The sequence below is a fragment of the Pseudomonas sp. ABa2 genome, assembly GCF_056676075.1.
In genome coordinates this window covers 1,123,054-1,148,575 of sequence record NZ_CM155239.1, presented here as the reverse complement: position 1 = coordinate 1,148,575, position 25,522 = coordinate 1,123,054, and the positions used below count along the sequence as shown (strand labels likewise).

Annotated in this window: 19 protein-coding genes; 11 read left to right on the top strand and 8 right to left on the bottom strand. The window is 68.6% G+C overall.

Features of this window, described 5'->3' with window-relative positions; genetic code table 11:
* Nucleotides 1–50: 50 nt before the first annotated feature.
* From AC1G9C_RS05450 to rlmF, 9 genes are all read left to right on the top strand, one after another.
* A complete protein-coding gene (locus tag AC1G9C_RS05450; RefSeq protein WP_480409646.1) occupies nt 51–1,532 on the top strand; it encodes a leucyl aminopeptidase in 1,482 nt (493 codons plus the stop codon).
* Nucleotides 1,533–1,660: 128 nt separating this feature from the next.
* The gene (locus tag AC1G9C_RS05445; protein ID WP_480409645.1) at nt 1,661–2,077 is read left to right on the top strand and encodes a DNA polymerase III subunit chi; all 417 of its coding nucleotides are present in this window, start codon (nt 1,661–1,663) and stop codon (nt 2,075–2,077) included.
* Nucleotides 2,078–2,090: 13 nt separating this feature from the next.
* On the top strand, nt 2,091–2,507 hold the full coding sequence (locus AC1G9C_RS05440; RefSeq protein ID WP_480409644.1) for a DNA polymerase III subunit chi: 417 nt from the start codon (nt 2,091–2,093) through the stop codon (nt 2,505–2,507).
* A 127-nt stretch (nt 2,508–2,634) separates the two neighbouring features.
* On the top strand, nt 2,635–5,466 hold the full coding sequence (locus AC1G9C_RS05435) for a valine--tRNA ligase (protein ID WP_480409643.1): 2,832 nt from the start codon (nt 2,635–2,637) through the stop codon (nt 5,464–5,466).
* 102 nt (nt 5,467–5,568) lie between these two features.
* Complete coding sequence (nhaC, locus tag AC1G9C_RS05430; RefSeq protein WP_397498565.1) at nt 5,569–6,999, top strand: Na+/H+ antiporter NhaC; 1,431 nt, start codon at nt 5,569–5,571, stop codon at nt 6,997–6,999.
* A gap of 194 nt (nt 7,000–7,193) precedes the next feature.
* Entirely contained in the window at nt 7,194–8,570 is a 1,377-nt protein-coding gene (gene nhaD / locus AC1G9C_RS05425) for a sodium:proton antiporter NhaD (RefSeq protein WP_021443322.1), read from the top strand.
* A gap of 15 nt (nt 8,571–8,585) precedes the next feature.
* Nucleotides 8,586–8,882 (top strand): winged helix-turn-helix domain-containing protein, encoded by a 297-nt coding sequence (locus AC1G9C_RS05420; RefSeq protein ID WP_021443321.1) that lies wholly within the window; start codon nt 8,586–8,588, stop codon nt 8,880–8,882.
* 226 nt (nt 8,883–9,108) lie between these two features.
* A complete protein-coding gene (locus AC1G9C_RS05415) occupies nt 9,109–10,938 on the top strand; it encodes an SLC13 family permease (protein WP_480409642.1) in 1,830 nt (609 codons plus the stop codon).
* Nucleotides 10,939–11,097: 159 nt separating this feature from the next.
* Nucleotides 11,098–12,099, top strand: a complete 1,002-nt coding sequence (gene rlmF, locus AC1G9C_RS05410) for a 23S rRNA (adenine(1618)-N(6))-methyltransferase RlmF (protein ID WP_480409641.1) — start codon at nt 11,098–11,100, stop codon at nt 12,097–12,099.
* 67 nt (nt 12,100–12,166) lie between these two features.
* On the opposite strand, the gene AC1G9C_RS05405 is transcribed toward rlmF, so the two are convergent.
* The 7 genes from AC1G9C_RS05405 to AC1G9C_RS05375 form a co-directional block, all read right to left on the bottom strand.
* Nucleotides 12,167–13,411 carry an SLC13 family permease gene (locus tag AC1G9C_RS05405; RefSeq protein WP_457787838.1) on the bottom strand — a complete coding sequence of 415 codons (1,245 nt, stop codon included), beginning with the start codon at nt 13,409–13,411 and terminating at the stop codon, nt 12,167–12,169.
* Nucleotides 13,412–13,497: 86 nt separating this feature from the next.
* Nucleotides 13,498–14,211 carry a type 1 glutamine amidotransferase domain-containing protein gene (locus AC1G9C_RS05400; RefSeq protein ID WP_021443916.1) on the bottom strand — a complete coding sequence of 238 codons (714 nt, stop codon included), beginning with the start codon at nt 14,209–14,211 and terminating at the stop codon, nt 13,498–13,500.
* A gap of 300 nt (nt 14,212–14,511) precedes the next feature.
* Entirely contained in the window at nt 14,512–15,054 is a 543-nt protein-coding gene (locus tag AC1G9C_RS05395; RefSeq protein WP_480409640.1) for an isochorismatase family protein, read from the bottom strand.
* Nucleotides 15,055–15,056: 2 nt separating this feature from the next.
* Entirely contained in the window at nt 15,057–18,491 is a 3,435-nt protein-coding gene (locus AC1G9C_RS05390) for an SbcC/MukB-like Walker B domain-containing protein (RefSeq protein WP_480409639.1), read from the bottom strand.
* 167 nt (nt 18,492–18,658) lie between these two features.
* Entirely contained in the window at nt 18,659–19,018 is a 360-nt protein-coding gene (locus tag AC1G9C_RS05385) for a hypothetical protein (protein WP_122108853.1), read from the bottom strand.
* 162 nt (nt 19,019–19,180) lie between these two features.
* Complete coding sequence (sbcD, locus tag AC1G9C_RS05380; protein WP_480410388.1) at nt 19,181–20,395, bottom strand: exonuclease subunit SbcD; 1,215 nt, start codon at nt 20,393–20,395, stop codon at nt 19,181–19,183.
* 2 nt (nt 20,396–20,397) lie between these two features.
* Complete coding sequence (locus AC1G9C_RS05375; protein WP_021444208.1) at nt 20,398–20,817, bottom strand: Lrp/AsnC family transcriptional regulator; 420 nt, start codon at nt 20,815–20,817, stop codon at nt 20,398–20,400.
* 125 nt (nt 20,818–20,942) lie between these two features.
* Here AC1G9C_RS05375 and yjeH point away from each other — a divergent pair, with 125 nt between their 5' ends.
* Both yjeH and AC1G9C_RS05365 read left to right on the top strand, forming a co-directional pair.
* Complete coding sequence (gene yjeH / locus AC1G9C_RS05370; protein ID WP_480409638.1) at nt 20,943–22,196, top strand: L-methionine/branched-chain amino acid transporter; 1,254 nt, start codon at nt 20,943–20,945, stop codon at nt 22,194–22,196.
* A gap of 204 nt (nt 22,197–22,400) precedes the next feature.
* Nucleotides 22,401–23,774: a TAXI family TRAP transporter solute-binding subunit gene (locus tag AC1G9C_RS05365; protein WP_480409637.1), complete on the top strand. Its 1,374-nt coding sequence runs from the start codon at nt 22,401–22,403 to the stop codon at nt 23,772–23,774.
* A gap of 85 nt (nt 23,775–23,859) precedes the next feature.
* On the opposite strand, the gene AC1G9C_RS05360 is transcribed toward AC1G9C_RS05365, so the two are convergent.
* The gene (locus AC1G9C_RS05360; protein WP_480409636.1) at nt 23,860–25,470 is read right to left on the bottom strand and encodes a M28 family metallopeptidase; all 1,611 of its coding nucleotides are present in this window, start codon (nt 25,468–25,470) and stop codon (nt 23,860–23,862) included.
* Nucleotides 25,471–25,522: the final 52 nt, after the last annotated feature.

Genomic DNA, 25,522 nt, shown 5'->3' with positions numbered 1-25,522 from the left:
TAGCGGGCATTATCCGCCAAACCCGACTCTTTGTCTTGGGGACAGCTCATATGGAATTCCTCGTCAAAAGCACCCGCCCGGAAACCCTGAAGACCGCCACCCTGGTGCTGGCCATCGGCGAAGGCCGCAAGCTGGGCGAAGCCGCCAAGGCCGTCGACGCGGCCAGCGGCGGCGCCCTCTCCGCCGTGCTCAAGCGTGGCGACATCGCCGGCAAGCCGGGCCAGACCCTGCTGCTGCACAGCCTGCCCGGACTCAAGGCCGAGCGTGTGCTGCTGGTGGGCAGCGGCAAGGGCGATCTATCCGACCGTCAGTTGCGCAAATTGGTTGCAAGCCTGCAGGGCGTGCTCAAGGGCCTCGGCGGCAGCGACGCCGTGCTGGCCCTCGGCGAGCTCAAGGTCAAGGGCCGCGACGCCTACGGCAAGGCGCGCCTGATCGTGGAAACCCTGGCCGACGGCGACTACCTGTTCGAGCAGTTCAAGAGCCAGAAGGCCGATGCCCGCGCGCTGAAGAAGATCACCCTGATCGCCGACAAGGCCGAACTGGCCGCGGTCGAGCGCGGCGCGCAGCACGCCCGCGCCATCGCCAGCGGCATGGCGCTGACCAAGAACCTCGGCAACCTGCCGCCGAACCTCTGCCACCCCAGCTACCTGGCCGAAGAGGCCAAGGCTTTGGGCAAGGCGCACAAAAACCTCAAGGTGGACATCCTCGACGAGAAGAAGCTCAAGGAACTCGGCGCCGGCGCCTTCCTCGCCGTGGCCCAGGGCAGCGAGCAGCCGCCGCGGATGATCGTCATGCACTACCAGGGCGGCAAGAAGGACGACAAACCCTTCGCCCTGGTCGGCAAGGGCATCACCTTCGACACCGGCGGCATCAGCATCAAGCCGGCGGCCGGCATGGACGAAATGAAGTACGACATGTGCGGCGCCGCCAGCGTGTTCGGCACCCTCAAGGCGGTGCTCGAGCTGCAACTGCCGATCAACCTGGTGTGCCTGCTGGCCTGCGCCGAGAACATGCCCAGCGGCCGCGCCACTCGCCCCGGCGATATCGTCACCAGCATGAGCGGGCAGACCGTGGAGATCCTCAACACCGACGCCGAAGGCCGCCTGGTGCTGTGCGACACCCTGACCTACGCCGAGCGCTTCAAGCCGCAGGCGGTGATCGACATCGCCACCCTCACCGGCGCCTGCATCGTCGCCCTGGGCAGCAACGTCTCCGGCCTGATGGGCAACAACGACGCGCTGATCAAGCAGATCCTCAAGGCCGGCGAGCAGGCCGACGACCGCGCCTGGCAGCTGCCGCTGTACGACGAATACCAGGAGCAGCTGGACAGCCCCTTCGCCGACATCGCCAATATCGGCGGGCCCAAGGCCGGCACCATCACCGCCGGCTGCTTCCTCTCGCGCTTCGCCAAGAACTATCACTGGGCGCACCTGGATATCGCCGGCACCGCCTGGATCAGCGGTGGCAAGGACAAGGGCGCCACCGGCCGCCCGGTGCCGCTGCTGACCCAGTACCTGCTGGATCGCGCGTAGGTTGACGCTAAGCGCAGCGAAGCCCGACGAGGAGCGCGCAGCGCTCCGCCCGGCGGCCTGAAGCCAAGGCCGCCGAGCACATTGGCGACTCAAGCCCCCAGCCACCCATAGCGTTCACCGAGCCCCTCATGCGTATCGAGTTCTACGTCCTCTCCTCCAGCGACGCCGAAGGCCGCCTGCGCGCCGCCTGCCAACTGGCGCTGAAGGCCTGGAGCGCCGGCCTGCCGGTGTTCGTCCGCGGCGGCGACACGGCGCAGTGCGAGGCGCTGGACCAGTTGCTGTGGGCGTTCAAGGCCGAGCGCTTCGTGCCCCACGACCTGCACCGCGATGCGCCGCAGTCGCCGGTGACCCTGGGCCTGGACGAGGCGCCGGGCTTCGAGCAGGGCGTGCTGATCAACCTCGGCAGCAGCCTGTCGCCGCATGTCGAACGCTTCGCGCGGATCATCGAGATCGTCAACCAGCAGCCGGATCTACTCGACGCCTGTCGCGAGAATTTCCGTACCTATCGCCAGCGCGGGTATGATCCCAAGCGCGTAGAACTGTAAAGCGCGTCGCCCCATGGACAAGCCCCCGCACAAGCCGACCCAACTGCTCAACGACCTCGAGTCGATCCGCGAACTGCTGGGCGACGAAAGCCTCGAGCCGCCACTGCTGATCGATTCGCTCGACCCGGACAGCATCCCAGTGCTCTCCGATATCGTCAGCGCGCCGCCCGGCCCGCCGCCGCCCTTCAATATCGCCCCGCCGCCCAGCGGCCCGTCAGCCGCTGCCAGCAGCGCCACGCTGCGCGCCAGCTTGGAGCCGCGCCTGCAAGACAGCGCTCGCGACCTGCAGCGCCTGGACAGCGAACTGCGTGCCGCCGCGCAACTGATCCTGCAGGACGTGATCGACGATTTCGTGCCGCAGATCGAGGCCGAACTCAAGCGCCGCCTGGAAGCCCGCCTGCCGCGCCTGCTGCCGCCGCGCAAACCCTGACCAAGGCCCTAACGCCTCTGGCGCGGCCCCGCTACCGCTCGCTGACGCGCTGCCCTTACGCCGCAAGGCCCATCCCCGTTATACTTGCCGGCTTTTCCGATCAGCCGTCACAAGGGTCCCGCCGCGCATGGACAAGACCTACCAGCCGCACGCCATCGAATCCAACTGGTACCAGACCTGGGAGCAGAACAACTACTTCGCCCCACAGGGTAGCGGTGAGCCGTACTGCATCATGATCCCGCCGCCGAACGTCACCGGCAGCCTGCACATGGGCCACGGCTTCAACAACTCGATCATGGACTGCCTGATCCGCTTCCGCCGCATGCAGGGCCGCAACACCCTGTGGCAGCCGGGCACCGACCACGCCGGCATCGCCACCCAGATGGTGGTGGAGCGCCAGCTGGCCGCGCAGGGCATCGGCCGTCACGACCTGGGCCGCGAGAAGTTCCTGGAGAAAGTCTGGGAGTGGAAGGAACAGTCCGGCGGCACCATCACCCGGCAGATCCGCCGCCTGGGCTCGTCGGTGGACTGGTCACGCGAGCGCTTCACCATGGACGAGGGCCTGTCCGAAGCCGTTAAAGAGGCCTTCGTGCGCCTGCACCAGGATGGTCTGATCTACCGCGGCAAGCGCCTGGTCAACTGGGACACCAAGTTCCACACCGCCATTTCCGACCTCGAAGTGGAAAACCACGACGAGAAGGGCCACCTGTGGAACCTGCGCTACCCGCTGGCCGACGGCAAGAAGACCGCCGACGGCAAGGATCATCTGATCGTCGCCACCACCCGCCCGGAAACCATGCTCGGCGACGCCGCCGTGGCCGTGCACCCGGAAGACGAGCGCTATAAAGCCCTGATCGGCAGCTTCGTCGAACTGCCGCTGGTGGGCCGCCGCATCCCCATCATCGCCGACGACTACTGCGACCCCGAGTTCGGCACCGGCTGCGTGAAGATCACCCCGGCGCACGACTTCAACGACTACGAAGTCGGCAAGCGCCACAACCTGCCGCTGATCAATATCTTCGATGCCGACGCCGCCGTACTGGCGCGCGCCCAGGTGTTCAATATCGACGGCAGCGTCAACACCGAGGTGGACGGCAGCCTGCCGGCCGAATACGCCGGCCTGGACCGCTTCGAGGCGCGCAAGCGCATCGTCGCCGCCTTCGAAGCCGCAGGCCTCTTGGAGAAGATCGAAGACCACGCCCTGAAAGTGCCGAAGGGCGACCGCTCCGGCACCGTGATCGAGCCCTGGCTGACCGACCAGTGGTACGTCTCCACCAAGCCGCTGGCCGAGAAAGCCATCGCCGTGGTCGAGAGCGGCGAGATCCAGTTCGTGCCCAAGCAGTACGAGAACATGTACTTCAGCTGGATGCGCGACATCCAGGACTGGTGCATCAGCCGTCAGCTGTGGTGGGGCCACCGCATCCCGGCCTGGTACGACGAGGCCGGCAACGTCTACGTCGGCCGCGACGAGGCGGAGGTGCGCGCCAAGCACAACCTCGGCGATGCCGCCCTGCGCCAGGACGAGGACGTGCTGGACACCTGGTTCAGCTCCGGCCTGTGGACCTTCTCCACCCTCGGCTGGCCCGAGCAGACCGATTTCCTCAAGACCTTCCACCCCACGGACGTGCTGGTCACCGGCTTCGACATCATCTTCTTCTGGGTCGCCCGGATGATCATGCTGTCGACCCACCTGACCGGGCAGATCCCGTTCAAGACCGTGTACGTGCACGGCCTGGTGCGCGACGGCCAGGGGCAGAAGATGTCCAAGTCCAAGGGCAACGTGCTCGACCCACTGGACATAGTCGACGGCATCAGCCTGGACGAGCTGCTGGAAAAGCGCACCAGCGGCATGATGCAGCCCAAGCTGGCCGAGAAGATCGCCAAGCAGACCCGCGCCGAGTTCCCCGAAGGCATCGCCGCCTACGGCACCGACGCCCTGCGCTTCACCAACCTGGCGCTGGCCTCCACCGGCCGCGACATCAAGTTCGACATGGGCCGCGTCGAGGGCTACCGCAACTTCTGCAACAAGCTGTGGAACGCCGCCAACTTCGTCATCGAGAACACCGATGGCCAGGACACCGGCGTCAACGGCGAGCCTGTGGATCTGTCGCCGGTCGACCGCTGGATCATTTCCGCCCTGCAGCGCTGCGAGCAGGACGTGACCCGCCACCTCGACGCCTTCCGCTTCGACATGGCGGCACAAGCCTTGTATGAGTTCATCTGGGACGAGTACTGCGCCTGGTACCTGGAACTGGTCAAGCCGGTGCTGTGGGACGAGAACGCCCCGATCGAGCGCCAGCGTGGCACCCGTCGCACCCTGGTGCGCGTGCTGGAAGTGATCCTGCGCCTGGCCCACCCCTTCATGCCCTTCATCACCGAAGAAATCTGGCAGCGCATCAAGGCCCTGGCCGGCAAGGACGGCGCCACCCTGATGCTGCAGCCCTGGCCGGTCGCCGCCGAGGAGCGCATCGACGCCGCCGCCGAGGCCGATATCGAGTGGGTCAAGCAGCTGATGCTCGGCGTGCGCCAGATCCGTGGCGAGATGAAGATCTCCATGGCCAAGCGCATCGACATCATCGTGCAAAACGCCGCGGCCTCCGACCTGCGCCGCCTGGCCGACTTCGAGCCGCTGCTGAACAAGCTGGCCAAGCTGGAATCGGTGCGTGTACTGGCCGCCGGTGAAGAGGCGCCGATGTCCGCCACCGCCCTGGTCGGCGAGATGCAGGTGCTGGTGCCGATGGCCGGGCTGATCGACAAGGACGCCGAGCTGGCGCGGCTGGACAAGGAAATCGCCCGCCTGCAGGGCGAAGTGCAGCGCGTCGGCGGCAAGCTCGCCAACGAGGGCTTCGTCGCCAAGGCGCCGGCCGAAGTGCTGGACAAGGAACGCGCCAAGCTGGCCGAGGCCGAGCAGGCGCTGAGCAAGCTGGTGGAGCAGCGCGGCAAGATCGCCGCGCTCTGATCCCTGCGCAATACCCACAGGCCCGCGCCCTAACCGGCGCGGGTTTTGTTTTTTCTGCAGAGGCCCGACTCGGCCTCCGTTTCATCGATTGACCGGTACCCCATGACTGCCCGCTCCCCTTCCCTACTCGACGCGCTGCTGCCGATCGGCGTGCTGGTGCTGCTGCTCGGCCTTTCCGTCTACCTGTTCGGCGACGGCTCCTCCAGCGGGCCGAACCAGATCGCCCTGATGAGCGCCGCCTTCGTCGCCGGCCTGGTCGGCCTGAAGAACGGCCTGCGCTGGGCCGAGATCGAGGAAGGCATACTCGCCGGCATCCATATGGCGATGAAGGCCAACCTGATCCTGCTGGCGGTCGGTGCGCTGATCGGCACCTGGATTCTCGCCGGCACCGTGCCGACCATGATCTGGCTCGGCCTGAAGCTGATCAGCGCCGAGTACTTCTACCTCACCAGTTGCCTGATCTGCGCGCTCACCGCGCTGTCGATCGGCAGCTCCTGGACGGTGGCCGGCACCCTCGGCATCGGCCTGATGGGCGTGGCCGCGGGCCTGGGCCTGGATCCGGCGATCACCGCGGGGGCGATCATTTCCGGCGCCTATTTCGGCGACAAGCTGTCGCCGCTGTCGGACACCACCAACCTGGCCCCGGCCGCCGCCGGCGCCGAGCTGTTCGCGCATATCCGCAACATGCTGCGCACCACGCTGCCGGCGCTGCTGATCGCACTGGCGATCTTCTTCGTGCTCGGCCAGCAGGCCGGCGCCAGCCACGACACCGGGCGCATCGCCGAGGTACTGGCGGCGCTGGAAACGCAGTTCAGCCTGGGCTGGCACCTGCTGCTGCCGGTGGCCTTTCTGCTGCTGCTCGCGGTGCGCCAGTGGGCGGCCTTCCCCGCGGTGTTTCTCGCCGCCCTGCTCGGCGCACTGTTCGCCGTGCTGTTCCAGCCCGAAGTGATGAGCCGCCTGGCCGATCCGGCGGCCGGCGCCCTGGCGCCGCTGAAGACGGTATGGAGCGCGCTGTTCGCCGGCTATCAGTCGGCCAGCGGCAACGCCGAGCTGGACGGCCTGCTGTCCAAGGGCGGCATGGCCAGCATGCTCACCACCGTGTGGCTGATCATCTGCGCCATGTGCTTCGGCGGCGTGCTGGAGCGCCTCGGCCTGCTCCAGCGCCTGCTGCACAGCGCGCTGCGCCTGGTACGCAGCGACAGCGGCCTGGTCGCCAGCACCATCACCACCAGCATCGGCACCAACGTCATCACCGCCGACCAGTACATCGCCCTGGTGCTGCCGGGGCGCATGTACCGCGCCGAGTACGAGAAGCGCGGCCTGCCGCCGACCAGCCTGTCGCGCGCCCTGGAAGACGGCGGCACCCTGACCTCGGTGCTGGTGCCCTGGAACACCTGCGGCGCCTACATGGCCGCCACCCTCGGCGTGGCCACCCTGAGCTACCTGCCCTACTGCTTCTTCAACCTGATCATGCCGCTGCTGGCCATCGCCCTGGCCTATATCGCGCCGCCCAAGCCGCAAGCGCTCGACTAGGCATCCGCGCTAGCCACCGGGGCGACCGCCGCGCCGTCCCGGGACTCCTCATCAGGTCGCAAAACGCTGCTGCTGTTTGCCCCTTTTCGCCATAAAAGCCTTCCCTTTTTCCAATTGATTCAGGCATCTTCAGCCGCCTGGCTACAACCTCCGGCACTTCCCGACCAATAAAAATCAGAACGGAACCCCCGAACATGTATGCGTTGATGGCACTCGTCTTTGTCCTCGGCTACCTGTGCATCGCACTGGAGCACCCGTTAAAGATCGACAAGGCGGCCTCCGCGCTGCTCACCGCCGTGGTCGCCTGGACTATCCTGGTACTGGGCGCCGACAGCATCCTGCCGCTGCTGGGCACCGGCACCGCCGGCGCCAGCACCAACACCCATCACGTGGTCGAGGAACTGCGCCACCACCTGGGCGAGATCTCCGAGATCCTGTTCTTCCTCATGGGCGCCATGACCATAGTCGAGCTGATCGACGCCCACGAAGGCTTCAAGGTGATCACCGACCGCATCCGCACCACCAAGCGTGTGCACCTGCTGTGGCTGGTGGGGCTGATCACCTTCTTCCTCTCCGCCGCGCTGGACAACCTGGCCACCACCATCGTGATGATCTCGCTGCTGCGCAAGCTGATCGCCGACCAGCACGAGCGCTGGTTCTACGCCGGCATCGTGGTGATCGCCGCCAACTCCGGCGGCGCCTGGTCGCCCATCGGCGACGTCACCACCACCATGCTGTGGATCGGCGAGCAGGTCACCGCCACCGGCATCATCGCCAAGCTGTTCCTGCCCAGCCTGGTCTGCCTGCTGGTGCCGCTGATCCTCATGAGCTTCGTGCTCAAGGGCGAGGTCACCCCGCCGCGGCTCAAGGAAAGCGCCGAAAGCCGCCGCGACCCGACCACCCCGTTCGAGCGCAACCTGGTGTTCTGCTTAGGGCTAGGCGCGCTGATCTTCGTCCCGGTGTTCAAGACCATCACCCACCTGCCGCCGTACATGGGCATCCTCTTCGGCCTCGGCCTGCTGTGGGTGACCACCGAAATCATCCACCGCAGCAAGAACAGCGAGGACAAGGACCCGCTGTCGGTGGTCGGCGTACTGCGCCGCATCGACATCACCAGCGTGCTGTTCTTCCTCGGCATCCTGCTGGCGGTGTCGGCGCTGTCCAGCGCCGGCCACCTGATCCAGGTCGCCACCTACCTCAAGGACAGCCTGGGCAACGTCTACAGCATCGCCATCTCCATCGGCATGCTGTCGGCGGTGGTGGACAACGTGCCAATGGTCGCCGGTGCGATGAAGATGTACCCGCTGGTCAGCCCGGAAACCCTGGCCACCGCCGCAGCCAGCGAACTGCCCTGGCTGCGCAACTTCGTGGTCAACGGCAACTTCTGGGAAATGCTCGCCTACTGCGCCGGCACCGGCGGCAGCTGCCTGATCATCGGTTCGGCGGCCGGGGTGGCGGCCATGGGCATGGAGAAGATCAACTTCATCTGGTACCTGAAGAAGATCACCGGCCTGGCCTTTATCGGCTACCTGGCCGGCGCCGCCACCTATATCGCCATCGCCAGCCTGTAACAGGGAGCGCCGCACATGGACGTGAGCAAGACCCGCACCAGCTTCTACCGCCGCCTCTACGTCGCCTGGCTGATCGACAGCGGCCAGGCCACCAGCGTGCCGGCGCTGATGGCCGCCACCGGCATGCCGCGGCGCACCGCCCAGGACACCCTGGCGGCGCTCGCCGAACTGGATATCGACTGCCAGTTCGAGCAGAACGCGGGCGAGCGCAACAACGCCGGGCACTACCTGATCCGCGACTGGGGCCCCTTCGACAAGCGCTGGATCGCCGCTAACCTGCAACAGATCAAGACCACCCTCGGTTATCCCTGAAATACTCGCCAGCATTTAGAGCCTGCTCACAGCCTAGCGAGCTAGGTTCCTGCAAGGCGAAAACAGGAGAGGAGGCGCAGTTTACTTGTGGTAAATGAGCACTACTCGTTTCACTCGCCCTTCGGGCCGCGCTGAAGCGCGTTAGCCGCAAGCGGCTTGCCGAGCCTGTTTTCAACGCAGCAGGGCCGACGCGCAGCAGGTTGTGAGCAGGCGTTAGGGAGTTGCGATGAATCCGGATCTGCTCTGGGTGCTGGCCTTGCTGGCCGGCGCCGTCACCCTCTTCGTCATCGGCAAGCCGCGCATGGACGTGGTCGCCCTGCTGGTGCTGGTTGCCCTGCCGCTGAGCGGCGTGCTCGACCTGCAACAGAGCCTGGCCGGCTTCAGCGACGCCAACGTGATCCTGATCGCCGCGCTGTTCGTCATCGGCGACGGCCTGGTGCGCACCGGCATCGCCTACCGCCTCGGCGACTGGCTGGTGGCCAGGGCCGGCAGCAGCGAGACGCGCCTGTTGATCCTGCTGATGCTGACGGTGGCCGGCCTCGGCTCGGTGATGAGTTCCACCGGCGTGGTGGCGATCTTCATCCCGGTGGTGCTCGGCGTCGCCGCGCGCCTGCGCATCGCCCCGGCGCGGCTGATGATGCCGCTGGCCTTCGCCGGGCTGATCAGCGGCATGCTCACCCTGGTGGCCACCCCGCCCAACCTGGTGGTGCACGCCGAACTGCGCCGCGCCGGCCTGGACGGTTTTTCCTTCTTCGACTTCACCCCCATCGGCCTGGCCGTGCTGCTGCTCGGTATCGGCTACATGCTGCTGGCGCGGCGCTGGCTGGCGCGCAGCGCGGCCGGCAAGGGCGATGAGCCGCCACGCCTGACCCTCGCCGACCTGGCCGAACGCTACCGCCTGAACGGCCGCGAGCGGCGCCTGCAACTGCGCGCCGACTCGCCGCTGGCCAACCAGGTGCTCAACGAGCTGGCACTGCGCCGCGACTACGGCATCAACGTGATCGCCGTCGAGCGTCGCCGACGCCTGCGCACCCTGCTGCTGGTGGCCAGCGGCAACACCCAGCTGGAGCCCGGCGACGTGCTGCTGGTGGACATCGCCAGCCCCGCCATCGGCCTGCTCGGCAGCTACCAGGCGCTGGGCCTGGAACCCATGCCGCTGCCGCACTCCTACTTCAGCCTGCACGCCCACCAGCTGGGACTGGCCGAGGTGGCGCTGCCGCCGGAGTCGCAGCTGCCGGGCAAGACCATCCAGGAACTGGGCTTTCGCTCGCGGCACAAGCTCAACGTGGTCGGCCTGCGCCGCCAGGGCCGGGCTCTGGAAGGCCTGCTGGTGGACGAGAAGCTCAAGGCCTCGGACTGCCTGCTGGTAGCCGGCGAGTGGAAGGACATCCACCGCCTGCAGGCGCAGAGCCGCGATTTTCTGGTGCTCAGCCTGCCGGCGGAAGTGGCCGAGGTGGCGCCGGCCGCGCGCAAGGCGCCCTACGCCCTGCTCAGCCTGGCGGTGATGGTGGCGCTGATGGTTTCCGGCCTGGTGCCCAACGTGCTGGCCGCACTGATCGCCTGCCTGCTGCTGGGCGCGTTTCGCTGCATCGATCTGGACAGCGCCTACCGCGCCATCCACTGGCCGACGCTGATCCTCATCGTCGGCATGCTGCCCTTCGCCCAGGCCCTGCAGCAGACCGGCGGCGTCGAGCTGGCGGTCCAGCTGCTGGTCGGCGGCCTGGGCGGCGCCGGGCCCTACCTGATCCTCGCCAGCCTGTTCACCCTGACCGCGCTGATCGGCCTGTTCATCTCCAACACCGCCACCGCGGTGCTGATGGCGCCGGTGGCCATCGCCACCGCGCAGGCGCTGGACGCCTCGCCGCTGCCCTTCGCCATGACCGTGGCGCTGGCCGCCTCGGCGGCGTTCATGACGCCGATCTCCTCGCCGGTCAACACCCTGGTGCTCGGCCCCGGCCAGTACCGCTTCGGCGACTTCGTGCGCACCGGCGTGCCCTTCACCCTGCTGGTGATGGTCGTCAGCGTGCTGCTGGTACCGCTGATCTTTCCGCTCTGAACTTGGCCTGGGCGGCCCCGCGACACCCTGCAGGGGCATGCGGTACAGCGTACGCGCCCGTAGAAGCGGCTTCAGCCGCGCAGAGGCGCGAGACGCCGCGGCTGCGCGCCAGGCCTGGCTGTGGGAAAATCCCGCGCCCCGACCCGCCAGATGCCCGCCATGCCCCAGCCGCCGAAACGCCCGCGCAAGCCCGCCCCGCCCGCCGTCAAGACCGCTCCGGCCAAGGGCCAGCTGCACCCGCGCAATCGCCACCAGGGCCATTACGACTTTCCCGCGCTGATCCAGCTCAGCCCCGATCTGGGCCGCTTCGTCATCGCCAACCCCTACGGCAAGCCGAGCATCGACTTCGCCGACCCGGCCGCCGTGAAGGTATTCAACCGCGCCCTGCTCAAGCAGTTCTACGGCATCGAGCACTGGGACATTCCCGACGGCTACCTGTGCCCGCCGATCCCCGGGCGCGCCGACTACCTGCACAACCTCGCCGATCTGCTGGCCAGCGAAAATGCCGGGCAGATCCCGCGTGGCGGCGCCATCCGCGCCCTGGATATCGGCGTCGGCGCCAACTGCATCTACCCGCTGATCGGCCACTGCGAATACGGCTGGCACTTCACCGGCGCCGATATCGCCGCCGAGGCGCTGGCCTCGGCGCGCGCCATAGTCGCCGCCAACCCGCAGCTGAGCGGCGCCGTCGAGCTGCGCCAGCAAAGCGCGCCGCAGCATATCTTCCAGGGCCTGCTGCAGCCCGGCGAACGCTTCGACCTGAGCCTGTGCAACCCGCCCTTCCACGCCAGCGCCGACGACGCCAGCCGCGGCAGCACGCGCAAGTGGCGCAACCTCGGCAAGCTCGACCCCAAGCGCAAGCTGCCGGTGCTCAACTTCGGCGGCCAGGCCGCCGAGCTGTGGTGCCCGGGCGGCGAGGCGGCCTTCCTCAAGCGCATGGCCAGCGAGAGCGCGCAGGTGGCCGAGCAGCTGCTGTGGTTCAGCAGCCTGGTGTCCAAGGGCGGCAACGTCGAACTGCTGCAAGGCTGGCTGGCCAAGGCCGGCGCCTGTGAGGTGCGGGTGCTGGGCATGGCCCAGGGCCAGAAGCAGAGCCGCCTGGTGGCCTGGACCTTCCAGGATGCCGAGCAGCGCAGCGCCTGGCGGCAAACCCGTTGGCGGTGAGAGCTGCTGGTGCGCCCGGAGCCCCCTACGCGCTATCCCCTAGCGGGCTCCGGGCGCATCAAGTCACCTACCAGGGCAACCAGCCGCCCAGGCCCAGCCACAAGCCCGCCGCGGCCATGCTCAGCAGGGTCACCGGCACGCCGCTGCGGGCGTAGTCGACGAAGCCGATGCGCACGCCCTGGCGCTTCGCGCCCTCGGCGACGATCAGGTTGACCACGCTGCCGATCAGCAGCAGGTTGCCGGCCAGGGTCGACATCAGCGCCAGGCCCACCAGCACCGGCTCCGACAGTTCCGGCAGCAGGCCCAGCAGCAGCACCACGAAGGGCACGTTGCCGATCAGGTTGCTGGCCAGCAGCGAGGCCGAGGCCAGCGCCCACACGCCCTGCGGCAACAACCCCTGTTCGGCGAGCCAGTGGCCGGCGCCGGCCAGCTCCGGCAACTCCAGCGCCGCGCCGCTGACCAGAAACAGCCCGGCGAACAGCAGCAGCAGGTTCCAGTCCACCTTGTGCACGTAGTCGCGGCTGTCCACCCGCCGCGACACCATCACCAGCGCCGCCACCAGCAACGCCGACAGCTCGCGCGGCAGCGCCGTGGCGAACAGCGCCAGCAGCGCCAGGCTGGCCGCCAGCGGCTTGAGGTAGCTGTGCGCGCCGTAGATGCGCGCCGCCGGGGTTTCCTCCGCCGGCAGCGGCTGCGGCGTGCCCCAGCGCCCCCGCCACTGCAGCCAGAGCACGGCGTAGACGATGGCCATAGCCAGCAGCGCCACCGGCGCGGCCAGGGCCAGGTAGCCCCAGAAATCCAGGCCGCCGGCCTGACCGATGAGGATGTTCTGCGGGTTGCCGATCAGGCTGGCGGCCGAGCCGGCGTTGCACGACAGCGCCAGGGCCAGGAGAAACGGCCGCGGGTCGAGGCCGCGCAGCTGCAGGCTGTGGCACAGCAGCGGGGTCAGGGCGAAGGCGACGATATCGTTGACCAGCAGCGCCGAGAGCAGCCCGCCGAGCAGCACCACCCCGGCCAGCAGCAGCGCCGGGCGCCGGGCATGGTGGGTCAGGTACTGGTTGAGCCAGGCGTACACCCCGGAAAAGTCGAACTGCGCGGAAATCAGCATCAGCGCCAGCAACAGCAGCAGCGCCCCGGCATCCAGGTGCCGCGCCGCCTCGTCCATGCTCAGCGCGCCGCTGACCAGCAACAGCACCGCGGCGCAGCCGGCGATCCAGCTGCGGTCGATGCGCAGCCCGCGCACGCCGCCGGCGGCCATGCCCAGGTAGGTGAAAAAGAACAGGCCGATAACCAGCCAGGAAGTGATCGTCATGCCCGCTCCGCCCAGTGCGCCGCCCTGCCTGTGTGGCAGTAGCGGCGCACTCTAGCGCCAGCGGCGGGACAAGGGAATGGGGCGCCTCAGGCCCCGACCATGCCCTCGGGCGCCGCCCCCTGCTGCAGCTCGGCCAGCACCAGATCGGCCACCGGTCCGCCGGAGGCCGGGTTCTGCCCGGTGATCAGGCGCTGGTCGGCGATGGCGAACGGCAGCCAGGGCTCCGGCGCCTTCTCGTAGTGGGCGCCACGCCGGACCAGCTCGGTCTCGGTGAGAAAGGGCACGTGCTGATCCAGCTGGGCGAGCTTCTCCTCGGTATTGGAGAAGCCGGTGACGCGCTTGCCGGCCACCAGCAGCGCGCCGTCGGACAGCTTGATATTGAGCAGGCCTACCGCGCCGTGGCAGACCGAGGACACCACCCCGCCGGCCTCGTAGATATCGCGCGCCAGCGCCTGCAGCGCGGCGTTGTCGGGGAAGTCCCAGATCACCCCGTGGCCGCCGGCGTAGTAGATCGCGGCGTAGTCCTCGGCCTTGACCTGATCCGGGCGCAGGGTGGTGCCGAGGCGGTTCATGAAGGCCTTGTCCTGATACCACTGCCAGTCCACCGGTTCGGCCATCGACAGGCTGTGCGGGTCGATGGGCGTATAGCCGCCCAACGGGCTGACGTAGTCCACCGTGTGACCGTCCGCCTGCAGTTTCTTGACGAAATGCACCGCCTCGCCCAGCCACAGACCGGTGGCCCGGTCGAGGTTGGGATACTTGGCCACGCTGGTCAGCACCACCAGGATCTTCTTGCCCATCGCTTCTGCTCCTGTAGCGAGTGAAGGGCGCCGCCCGCGCGGCGCATACCCCACCACAGTAGAACAGTTGCCGGCCCTTTCCCCGCCAGCGGACGGACGGCCCTGACCCTGGCGTGGATGTCGCTTTTCACATCCGCCAGAACCCTGCATCGGCGAAGCGTGATCCATCCTCCGCACTGCGCCGGAAAGCGACAGATCATTCGTATCGCGACACGAGTGGATCCCCGCCTTCGCGGGGATGACGGGAGTTGGACTGGTCATTCCCGCACAGGCGGGAACCCAGCAAGCCGCGTGATAACGCTAGCGGATAAACTCGCGGCTGACCTGGCGGAACAGCTCGCTGCCGGCCTGCTCCAGCCACTCGAAGGCGACCATCTCGCGCGAGACGATCGCCGCCCCGGCGCGCTGCATCCGCGCCAGGCCCAGGGCCTTGTCGCGCGGCGTGCGCGAGCCCACCGCCTCGTCCACCACGAACACCTCGCGCCCGGCGGCCAGCAGGCCGAGCACCGTCTGCAGCACGCAGACGTGGGTTTCCGCGCCCATCACCACGAACTGCCGACGCGCGCCGCCGGGCAGGTCGAACAGCCCGGCGCCGGCCGTGGCGGCAAAGTGGATCTTCTCGCGCACCGCGCCCGCCGGCAGCAGGTCGCGCAGCGGCGCCAGGGTCGGTCCCAGGCCCTTGGGGTACTGCTCGGTGGCGATCACCGGCACCTGCAGGCGCTGCGCCAGACGCAGCAGCCAGGCGGCCTGCTCGGCCAGCTCGGCGGCGCCGTCGATGGCCGGCAGCAGGCGCTCCTGCAGGTCGATCAGCAGCAGGGTGGACTCATTGGCTTGCATCAACATCGCTATGCTCCTTCCTTCACCGCAAAACGCGCGTCGAGCCGGCTGTAGCCGAGGCCGACGCCCTTGTATACGCGCAGCTGCACCGGGATGCGCTCCTTCATCGCCTCGACGTGGCTGATCACGCCGATGGTCTTGCCGCTGGCGTTGAGGTTGTCCAGCGCGTCCAGGGCCACCTCCAGGGTCTCGCCGTCCAGGGTGCCGAAGCCCTCGTCGAGAAACAGCGAGTCGATGCTGGTCTTGTGGCTGACCAGATCCGACAGCGCCAGGGCCAGCGCCAGGCTGACCAGGAAACTCTCGCCGCCGGACAGGGTGCGGCAGTCGCGCGCCACGTCGGCCTGCCAGGTGTCGAGCACCTCCAACTCCAGCTCGCCGCTGCCCTTGCGCGCCAGCTGGTAGCGGCCGTGCAGGCGCGCCAGCTGGCGGTTGGCCAGGTGGATCAGGTGATCCAGGGTCAGGCCCTGGGCGAACTTGCGGAACTTGGCGCCGTCGGCCGAACCGATCAGGCCGTTGAGCTGCTGCCACAGGGCGTGCTCGCTCTGCTGCGCTTCGATCTCGGCGAACAGCGCCTGCTGGCTGCTGCGCCGCGCATCGTCGGCCTGCAGTTGCGCGCGCAGTTCGCCCTGGCGCTGGCTCAGCGCGCGCACTTCGTGCTGCAGCGCCTGCAGCTGCACGTCCAGCTCGGCCAGCGCCAGTTCGGTCTGCGGCGCGGCGCGCAACTGCTGCACCTGCGCCTCGGCGGCGGCCAGCAGGGTCGCGGCCTCGGTCAGGGCGCGCTGCAGTCGCGCCTGCAAGGCGGCGAGACGTTCGCGCTCGTCCTCGGCCAGCAGCGCGGCGAGGAACGCCGGCAGGTCGGCGAAGGGGCTGGCCGCCAGCGCCTGCTGCCAACGCTGCTCGGCGTCGTTCAGGCGCGCCTGCAGTTGCTGCAGCAGCGCCTGCTGGCTCTGCTCCCGGCCACGCAGGGCATCGCCCTCGCGCTGGGCGCTGGCAAGAGCGGCGGCCGCGTCGTGCAGGGCCTGCTCGGCTTGCGCCGCAGGCTCGGGCTCGGCCAATGCCGAGGCGCCTGCGGCCTGCCAGCGCTGCCGCCACTGAGCGGCCTGCGCCTCGGCCTCGGCGAGCAGGTGCTGCGCCTCGCGCTGCAGCTCCTGCAGCTGCTGATCCTGCGCCTGGGCCTGCTGCCAATCGCGCCAGGCGTTTTGCTGTTCGGCCAGCCAGGCGGCGCCATCGGCCGGCAACTGGTTGGCGAAGCCGTCCAGGCTGGCCAGCAGCGCCTGCCCCTGGTGCTGCAGCTCCCGCTCCAGCTGCTGCAGACGCCCCTGCTGCTCGGCCTGGCGCGCCTGCAGGTTGTCCAGATCGCGCGCCAGCAGCGCCTGGCGTTGCTGCGCATCGGCCAGGGCCCGCTCGGCGACCTCGCGGGCGCCGCGCGCCTGCGCCAGTTCGGCCTGCCGGCTCTCGACCTGGGCCAGCCGGCTCTGCACTTGCGCCAGGCTCTGTTCATGGCTGCGCTGCAGCTCGGCCAGGGCCGCGCCATCGGCCAGCGACAACGCCTGCTCGGCCAGTTGCTGCTGCCACTGCCCATCCAGCTGGGCGGCCTGTTCGCGGGCCTGCTCCAGCTGCTGCTGCAGCTGGGCGATCTGCGTGGTCAGGCGGGTCAGCTCGTCGCGCAGGGTGGCGCCCTGGTTTTCCAGCTGCGCCAGGTCGTTGCGGCCCTGCTCCAGCGCCTGGCGCGTGGCCGAGACGTCGAGCGCCTGGTACTGGCTGACCGCCGGGTGCTCGTGCGAGCCGCACAGCGGGCAGGCCTCGCCCGGCTGCAAGCGGGCGCGGTAGGCCTCCAGATCCTGAATGCGCTGCTCCTGCTCCAGCAGCTTTTCCTTGTCGGCCAGCTGCTGCTTGAGCAGCTTGTAGCGCTCGCGCAGGCCGCCGATTTCGTCCTGCTTGCCGGCATGCTGGTGCTGCAGCTGCGCCAGCCGTGGGGTCAGCTCGGCGAGCTGCCCGGCCAGGCGTTCGCGCGTCTGCGCCAGCTGCTCCAGACGATCCAGCGCCCTGCCCTGCACCTGCAGCTGCTGCCAGCGCTCGCGCAGCCCGGCCTCGCCGCCGTCGCCGAGCAGGGCCTGCAGCTCGCCCTGCTGCCGGGCTTCGCTGGCGCGCGCCTGCTCCAGGCGCGCGGCGGCTTGCTCATGCTGCGCCGAGAGCTCCTCGCCTTGACGCTGCAGGGCGACGAGTTGCTCGGCCTCATGCGCCAGGCGGGTCTGCAGCGCCTGCTGCTCCCTGAGCAGTTGCCCGCGCTGGTCGAACTGCGCGCGCCAGCCGCCAAGCAACTCGCCCAGCCGCGCCTGCTGCGGAGCAGCGTTCAGGCGCGCCTGCAGGCTTCGCCGCCGATCGAGCAGCGCCTGCAATTCGCCCTGGCGCAGACTCAAGACTTGCTCGGCATAGCGGCTGGCCAGCCAGAGTTGCTGGCGCTCGCGCTCGGCACTGCCGCGCTGCTGCCGTTGCAGCTCGTCCAACCCCTCGTGCGCCTGCTGCCTGTCCTGCTGCGCCTGCTGCCAGCCCTGGTACAGCGGCTGCAACCGCGCCGCCGGCTCGCTGGCGGCCAGGCGCTGCAGCTCGCCAGCCGCCTGCGCCTGAGCCTGCTGCGCCTGCTCCAGGCCCAACCGCGCCTGCTGGCACTGCTGCTCGGCCTGTTGCAGGGCCTCGCGCCAGCGCCGCTGAGCCTGCAGGTTTTGTTGCCGGGCCAGCAGCGGCGCCTCCTCCTGGCTCAGGCGCTGGTGCTCGGCCTGCAATTCGCCGCGCTGCGCCTCGTCGAGCAGTTCCATGCCCTGGGCACGGCTTTGCAGCAGGTTCAGCGCCTGCTCGGCGGCCTTGGTGCGCTCGTAGACCTGCTGCGAAATCCGCCCGTACACCTCGGTGCCGGTCAGCTCCTCAAGCAGCTCGGCGCGCTGGTTGGCGCCCGCCTCGAGAAAGGCGGCGAAACCGCCCTGGGCCAGCAGCATGGACTTGGTGAAGCGCTCGAAGTCCAGGCCGGTGAGCTCGGCGGTCAGGCTCTCCTTCTCGCGAATCTTGTCGGTGAGGATCTCGCCGCCGGCGATGCGCGCCAGCTCCACCTTGGGCGCCTGCAGCGCGCCGTCGACCTTGTCGCGCGCGCGGCGCTGGCTCCAGAAGGCGCGATAGCCCTGCCCCTTGACCTCGAACTCGACCTCGGCCAGGCAGTCGGCGGTGTGCCGGGTCATCAGCTCGTTGCCGCTGGCCGACAAGGTGCCCATGCGCGGCGTGCGGTGATACAGGGCCAGGCAGATGGCGTCGAGCAAGGTGGTCTTGCCCGCCCCGGTGGGCCCGGTGATGGCGAACAGGCCGCTGTCGGCGAAGGGCGCGGCGGAAAAATCGATCTTCCACTCGCCCTTGAGCGAGTTGAGGTTCTTCAGGCGCAGGCTGAGGATTTTCATGCGGGAATGGCTAGCCGGGAATCAGGCGGGCATTCTGGCATTGTTGGCAGGGTTGTGCAGGCGCGGTGGACTGGACAGATGGCGCTATCGCCCAACGATAACCACAGAGTCAAATACCGCGACACGTTTCACCCTGTGGCTATCGCAACGGTGCGCCAAGATTATCCTTATTGGGCAGACCATATATGGTGATCGCCAAGGCTGGCATGCAGTGCGGCCCTGACATCGCCGGCGGATGCGCTAGCAGCAGCTATGCAGACGGCAACGGTGTTCTTCGAGCCCTTCTTTCGTTGCACCTCGATCTTGTAGGGATAGGTCCTGTTACCAATCGGCACCGCATCGACGTGCAATTTGTCGCTCTCGTACTGCGAGTTCTTCGTCCGATTTCTAAAGATCTTGGAAGTGTCGTCAATCGAGTCGATAAGCCCCTGCGCCTCTTGAAACAAGCGCGGCTCGATACTGATGTCCTCGAGACCACGCCCACCGGTAGGCGCCCCCTCATCGTTGATGTTTGGATTTAAAGCCATGCTTCGCTCCTTGAATAACCTGGTCATGGTGAGTTGGCGGCGAGCAGCATCCCTGAGCCAAACTGCATGGACCAAATTCTGCGGATCGCTGGCGAGCCCCCGAGCCTTGCAGGGTAGTCGTACTTGGACCGTCATGCCCGACGACGCTTGGAGCGGCCGGCTTCAATCCCCCGTCAACTCGTCCAGCACCCGGCGGTAAAGCCCCTGCAAGCGCTGCGTCTCTTCCTCGCCCAGTTGCTCCTGCTGCAGGCGTCTGTCGAACACCTCGGCGGCGGACAGTTCATCCAGCGTCTCGCGCGCCTCGCTGGCCAGGCTGGCGGCGGCGTTGCCGCGTTCGCGGCGGATGCGCAGCACTTCCACCGGCAGCCCTTCGCACAGCGCGGCGATGCGGCTCTGCAGGTCGCTCAGGTAGTCGTCGCCGCGCACCTGCACCTCCAGCCATACCGGCCGCTCGGCGCTGCCCCGGGCGGCCTGTTCGGCGATGGCACCGGCTAGTTCCGCGAGCGAGCCGCGCAGACTGGCCAGGGGCTGGAAGCAGGGTACGGGCAGCGGCGTGACCGCCTGCAAAGCGCCGGCGCCGAACTCGACCAGCAGCACTTCCTTCTGCTGCCTGGCCTCGTCGAAGGACAGCGCAATCGGCGAGCCGCAGTAGCGGATCTGCTCCAGGCCGGCGACCTTCTGCGGCCGGTGGATATGGCCCAGGGCGATATAGTCGGCCGGCGGGAAGGCGCTGGTGGGAAAGGCCTCCAGGCTGCCGACGTAGATCTCGCGCACCGACTCGCTGGCGCTGGCGCCGACCGTGGTGAGGTGGCCGCTGGCGACGATCGGCAGGGCCAGGCCCAGTTCGGCGCGGCGGGCCTCGGCCAGGGCGAACAGCGTCTGGTAGTGCTCGGCGATGGCCTGCTGCAGCGACTGCTGCTTGTCCTGCGCGCTCTGCCCAGCCTGGCTGGCCAGCACCTCGCGCGGACGGATAAAGGGAATGGCGCAGAGGATGGCGCCCGGCGCGCCGGCGCGGTCGTGCAGCACCAGCACCTGTTCGGCGGGGTCGAGGCCGACACCGGGGACCACCCGCGCGCCGAGCTGGGCCAGCAGGGTTCTGCTCTCGCCGAGCATGGCCGGCGAGTCGTGGTTGCCGCCGAGCACGATCAGCGCGCAGCCGGCGTCGCGCAGCTCGACCACCAGGCGGTTGTACTGCTCGCGCGCATAGCTGGGCGGCGCGCCGGTGTCGAACACGTCGCCGGCGATCAGCAGCACGTCCACCGCATGCGCCCGCACCTGTTCCAGCAGCCAGGCGCAGAACGCCTGATGCTCGGCCTGGCGGGTCTTGCCCATGAAGTGCTGGCCCAGGTGCCAGTCGGAGGTGTGCAGCAGGCGCAGGCTCACAGCGGCCACTCCTGCACCACCATATGGGTCTTGACCCGCTGCATCTGCGGGAAGGCCTCGAGGGCGTCGCGGATCTCGCTCAGGCGCGTCATGCTGGCCGCCTCGACGTACACCAGCATGTCGGTCTCGCCGCTGATGCCGCAGCAGCGGCGGATCTCCGGGTACAGGCGCATGCGCTCGACGTAGTCCTGGCAGCGGCCGTCCTTGTAGAACAGCTCGAAGAAGGCCTTGACCGCGTCCGCCCCCGGCTCGGCGACCTGGGCGTGGTAGCCGCGGATCACCCCACCGCCTTCCAGCTGGCGGATGCGCTCGCTGACCGCCGAACGCGAGAGGTTCACCTCGCGGGCGATCTGGCTGACGGGGGTGCGCGCATCGCGGCGCAGCAGGGCGAGGATCTGGCGGTCGAACTTGTCCACGGGGGCTCTCAAACAACAAGCGGGTTGAGGGACAGAACCGCCGTTTCGACGGCGAAAGCCGACGCCCTGCACGGGAGCGCCGGCTTACCATGGCGGGATTCTGCGCAAGGACACGAGCATACCCCATGAGTCGACTGAACAAGGAACTGGGCCTGCTGCAGGGCATCGCCCTGCTCAGCACCTCGCTGCTCGGCACCGGCATCTTCGTGGTGCCGGCGCTGGCCGCCACCGCCGCCGGGCAGGCCTCGTTGTGGGCCTGGCTGGTGCTGATCGCCCTGGTGCTGCCGGTGGCCTTCACCTTCGCCCAACTGGGCAAACGCTTCCCCCATGCCGGCGGCGCGCCGCACCTGATCGGCCGCGCCTTCGGCCAGCGCCTGGAAGGGGTCAGCGCGCTGCTGTTTCTCGCCGTGCTGCCGGTCGGCCTGCCCGCCGCGCTGCATATCGCCAGCGGTTTCTGGCTGGCCCTGTTCGACCTCTCCAGCGCCGGGCTGCTGGCGATCCAGCTGGCCACCCTCGGCGCCATCCTGCTGCTCGGCCAGCGCCCGGCCAGGGCCTCGGGCGTGCTGCAGGGGCTGATCGCGGTGGCGATTGTCGCCAGCGTGGCGCTGATCTGGTGGGTCGGCGACCTGCCGCGCGCCAGCCAGCCGCTGCTGCCGCCGCTGAGCGGCCAGTGGCAGCTGCTGCCGGCGGCGCTGGGGATGATGTTCTGGTGCTTCGTCGGCATCGAGGCCTTCACCCACCTGGGCGAGGAGTTCAAGCGCCCCGAGCGCGACTTCCCCCTGGCCCTGCTGCTCGGCGTGCTGCTCGCCGGCCTGGTGTACTGGGCCTGTTCGGTGGCGGTGCTGAGCTTCGCCACCCATGGCGATGTGCACAGCGACACCACCGCCCTGCCGCGGTTGTTCGAGCTGCTGCTGGGCGAGCGTGCCCGCGTGCTGGTGGCGCTGGTCGGCTACCTGGCCTGCTTCGCCTCGATGAACGTGTATATCCAGGGCTTCGCCCGGCTGATCTGGAGCCTGGCCGACGAGGGCAAGCTGCCGGCGCCGCTGGCCCGACGCAACGGCCAGGGCGTGCCGGCTCGCGCGCTGCTGCTGGTGGTCGCCAGTTGCGCCCTGTGCGCACTGCTGGCCGCCGTGCTCGAGCTGTCGGTGGACGACCTGATCCGCTACGCCAACGGCAACTTCGTGCTGATCTACCTGTTCAGCATGGCCGCCGGCGCGGTGCTGCTGCGCGGGGTGTGGCGCTGGCTGGCCGGGCTGGCCACGCTGCTGTGCGCCGCGGTACTGACGATGCTCGGCGGCGATGCGCTGTACGCCCTGGTCCTGCTCGGCCTGTTGCTGCTGCTCGATCAATTGCGTGCGACGCGCAGGTCCCTGGCGTAGGGGGCGCCATGGGCACAGGAGGTCGATAGGCATCGTTTGCACTGCGCACGCCACGACACCCTATGGCGTGACCACAAGGCGCTTGGGGTTCTATCCTTGCAGCGAACCCGCCTGCCCTTATCCGGCGCTGCGCGCCAGCTTCTCCTGCGGGAGAAGGACACCAGGAAGGCGTCGCTTCGCGACTTTCACCCCCAAGGATGCCCCATGCGCCGCGTGCTGAACGACCTGAAGATCATGATCCTGGCCAACCTGTGGATAGTGCCGGTGGTGGCCGCGCTGGTCTGGGCGCTGTTCCAGTTCGTCGCCCCGCCGCCGCCGATGAGCGCCAGCATGGCCACCGGCACCCAGGGCGGGGCCTACCAGCAATTCGCCGAGCGGCTCAAGGAGGAACTGGCCAAGGAAGGCTTCGAGCTGCACCTGGTGCCCACCTCCGGCTCGCGCGACAACCTGCAGCAGTTGCTGGCCGACGCTCCCCAGGTGCAGATCGCCCTGGTGCAGAGCGGCCTGGAACGCCAGCTCGCGCCGGCCGAGCAGCAACGACTGGAGAGCCTGGGGGCGATCTACCAGGAACCGCTGTGGCTGTTCTATCGGCGCGAGGCCAGCCTCGACCGCATCGCCGACCTGCTGCCGCTGCGCCTCGGCCTCGGCGGCGAAGGCAGCGGCACCCGCGCCGCCAGCGACGCCATTCTCGCCGCCAACGCCATCGCCCCAGAGCAATACCCCGCCACCTGGCACAGCCTCGGCGGCGGCAAGGCGGCCCGCGCGCTGCTGGCCGGCGAGCTGGACGCGGCGTTCTTCGTCGGCCCGGCGGAGAACGCCCTGGTGCAGCAGCTGGCGGCCAGCCCCGACATCGCCCTGGCGCACTTTCGCCGCGCCGCCGCCTACGAGGCGCGCCTGCCCTTCTTCAACCGCGTCACGGTCGGCGAGGGCCTGCTCGACCTGGCCAGCAACGCGCCGGATCGCGACATCGTCACCCTCGCCCCGGTGGCCACCCTGGTGGTCAACGAAGAGTTCAACCCCGGCCTGGTGCCGCTGTTTCTCGCCGCCAGCCGCGAGGTGATGAAGAACGGCACCCTGCTCGACGCCGCCGGCGCCTTCCCCAGCGCCGAGCCGCGCACCTTCGAGCTGCACCAGGATGCCGAGCACTACTACGCCAAGGGCCTGCCGATCCTGCAGCGCTACCTGCCGTTTCGCATCGCCTCGCTGGCCGACCGCTACATCATCCTGCTGATCCCGCTGATCGTGGTGATGATCCCGCTGGTCAAGGCGGTGGGGCCGATCTACCAGTGGCGCATCCGCGCGCGCATCTACCGCTGGTACAAGCACCTGCGCGAGATCGACCGCAAGCTGCACGCCGGTTCCTTGCCGGCCGAGCTGGACAGCGAGATCGAACGCCTGGAACAGCTGGAGGACGAACTGGCGGCGGTCGAAGTGCCGCTGTCCTACTCCAACGAGCTGTACGAGCTGCACATGCACCTGCGCTACGTGATCGAGCGCTTGCGAGCGCTGCAGCAACGCCGGCGAGACGCCCCGCAACATGCCCCCTCGTCCCTGGCGCCGTCTGCGGATCGAGACTAGCGCAGGGCAACGAAAAAGCCCGCGAATCGACCGCGGGCTTTTTCTTGTACGCCGTAGGGTGCGCCGTGCGCCCCGGCGAACGACGCTACTTGACCCAGTGCTTACCCCAATGGGTGATGTCGTAGGCTTGCGCGCTGCGCATCAGCCCGCGCTCGGCCCGGCTGGCCTCGATCTCGTCGTCCACCACCTTGGTCGACAGCGCCAGCCAGCTGGCGACGAAGGCCATGGCATCGCCGTTGACCTCCAGGGCGCGCCGGTCGAGGTTGTTCAGGTCGTCGCAGACGTCGTGGTAGCAGGGATCGAAGGCGATGCCGGCGGTACCGCCGTAGCGACTGGCCTGCTCTTCGGACTTGACCACCTCGGCCCCGGTGAACAGCCCGCCGAAGGCGATGCCGTCGAGGAAGAACTGCGCGTAGTCGGAGCGGAAGCTAATCTCGTCGCCTTCGAACGGCAGACCGCGCAGGCGGTAGTACTCGCCGAACAGCCGCTCGATCGCGGCCGAGCCGGGCGGCCCCTGCAGGCCGAAGTCGGAGCCGTCGCCGTCGTAGATGAAGTAGGCGAAGTTCGGCGAGGCGATCATGTCGAAGTTCAGGTAGGCCTTGATCTTCGCCTTATCCTCGTCGGCCAGCTGGTTGACGTAGTAGGTCGACCCCACCAGCCCCGACTCCTCGGCGCCCCACCAGGCGAAACGCAGCTTGTTCTGCGGCTTGGCCTTGGCCATCTGCACGGCCAGCTCCAGCAGCGCGGCGCTGCCCGAACCGTTGTCGTTGATCCCGGCACCCTCGAACACCGAGTCCAGGTGCGCGCCGGCCATCACCACGTTGTCCGGATTGCCGCGTTTGCTCTCGGCGATCAGGTTGTGGGTCTCGGTGCGCTCGCGTACCACGTCGGCGACCATGCGCAGCCGCAGCTCGGCGGTCTGCGCCAGGCTCACGCCCAGGTCATAGGTGGTGAACAGCACCGGAATGCCGCCGGCATAGCCGTCGCCCAGGGTGGCGTTGAGCAGCCCCTTGCGATCCTCGCTGTCGCCCTGGTTGAAGATGACCACCCCAACCGCGCCGGCGTCGGCGGCGTGCTCGGCCTTGATCTGGAAGTTGCAGGCCCCGCGCTGCAGCAGGGCGATGGCGCCGGCGGGGAACGCGGCGAAGTCCTCGGCCTCGCAGCCGCTGGTGGACAGGTTGCCCTCGCCCAGGGCGATATCCACCGCCACCACCGGCGCGGCGACGTCGCCGGCCTCGGTCTGCGACAGGTAGGTGAAGTCCACCTCCCATTCGTACTGCGCCGGCGTCGGCGCCAGGCTCTGCAGCACGCCAGGGCCTTGCGGGTAGAAGGCGCTGAACGGGAAGGCCTGGCGGCTGACGGCATAGCCGGCGCTCTCCAGGGTGGCCTGCACGTAATCGAGCGAGCCCTGATAACCGGACAGCCCCGCCGCACGGTTGCCGCCGTTGGCCTGGGCGATATCGTTGAGCATCTGCAGGTGGATCAGGCTGTTGGCCGCCTGCATGCAGCGCGGCAGCAGCAGCGGCGTGGCGCTCAGCACCCCGGAGCGGCACTCGGCCGGGCCAAGCCGCGTCGGGCTCCAGAACTGATCGAACAACTCGGTGAGATCCGGCGCCTTGGCCGCCACGGCCTGCCCGGAAAGTGCCGCCAGCAAGGCGGCGCCCAATACACGGCGATTATTGATCTTGTTGCGCATGTGTTCCTCCAATCCATATTTGGAGATCGAGAAAGGCGGCGACGCTTGTGGC

Bases quoted from the DNA above. Each gene is read 5' to 3' on its own strand.
- AC1G9C_RS05450 (WP_480409646.1), top strand. From the start codon at position 51: ATGGAATTCCTCGTCAAAAGCACCCGCCCGGAAACCCTGAAGACCGCC.
- AC1G9C_RS05445 (WP_480409645.1), top strand. From the start codon at position 1,661: ATGCGTATCGAGTTCTACGTCCTCTCCTCCAGCGACGCCGAAGGCCGC.
- AC1G9C_RS05440 (WP_480409644.1), top strand. From the start codon at position 2,091: ATGGACAAGCCCCCGCACAAGCCGACCCAACTGCTCAACGACCTCGAG.
- AC1G9C_RS05435 (WP_480409643.1), top strand. From the start codon at position 2,635: ATGGACAAGACCTACCAGCCGCACGCCATCGAATCCAACTGGTACCAG.
- nhaC (WP_397498565.1), top strand. From the start codon at position 5,569: ATGACTGCCCGCTCCCCTTCCCTACTCGACGCGCTGCTGCCGATCGGC.
- nhaD (WP_021443322.1), top strand. From the start codon at position 7,194: ATGTATGCGTTGATGGCACTCGTCTTTGTCCTCGGCTACCTGTGCATC.
- AC1G9C_RS05420 (WP_021443321.1), top strand. From the start codon at position 8,586: ATGGACGTGAGCAAGACCCGCACCAGCTTCTACCGCCGCCTCTACGTC.
- AC1G9C_RS05415 (WP_480409642.1), top strand. From the start codon at position 9,109: ATGAATCCGGATCTGCTCTGGGTGCTGGCCTTGCTGGCCGGCGCCGTC.
- rlmF (WP_480409641.1), top strand. From the start codon at position 11,098: ATGCCCCAGCCGCCGAAACGCCCGCGCAAGCCCGCCCCGCCCGCCGTC.
- AC1G9C_RS05405 (WP_457787838.1), bottom strand. From the start codon at position 13,411: ATGACGATCACTTCCTGGCTGGTTATCGGCCTGTTCTTTTTCACCTAC.
- AC1G9C_RS05400 (WP_021443916.1), bottom strand. From the start codon at position 14,211: ATGGGCAAGAAGATCCTGGTGGTGCTGACCAGCGTGGCCAAGTATCCC.
- AC1G9C_RS05395 (WP_480409640.1), bottom strand. From the start codon at position 15,054: ATGTTGATGCAAGCCAATGAGTCCACCCTGCTGCTGATCGACCTGCAG.
- AC1G9C_RS05390 (WP_480409639.1), bottom strand. From the start codon at position 18,491: ATGAAAATCCTCAGCCTGCGCCTGAAGAACCTCAACTCGCTCAAGGGC.
- AC1G9C_RS05385 (WP_122108853.1), bottom strand. From the start codon at position 19,018: ATGGCTTTAAATCCAAACATCAACGATGAGGGGGCGCCTACCGGTGGG.
- yjeH (WP_480409638.1), top strand. From the start codon at position 20,943: ATGAGTCGACTGAACAAGGAACTGGGCCTGCTGCAGGGCATCGCCCTG.
- AC1G9C_RS05365 (WP_480409637.1), top strand. From the start codon at position 22,401: ATGCGCCGCGTGCTGAACGACCTGAAGATCATGATCCTGGCCAACCTG.
- AC1G9C_RS05360 (WP_480409636.1), bottom strand. From the start codon at position 25,470: ATGCGCAACAAGATCAATAATCGCCGTGTATTGGGCGCCGCCTTGCTG.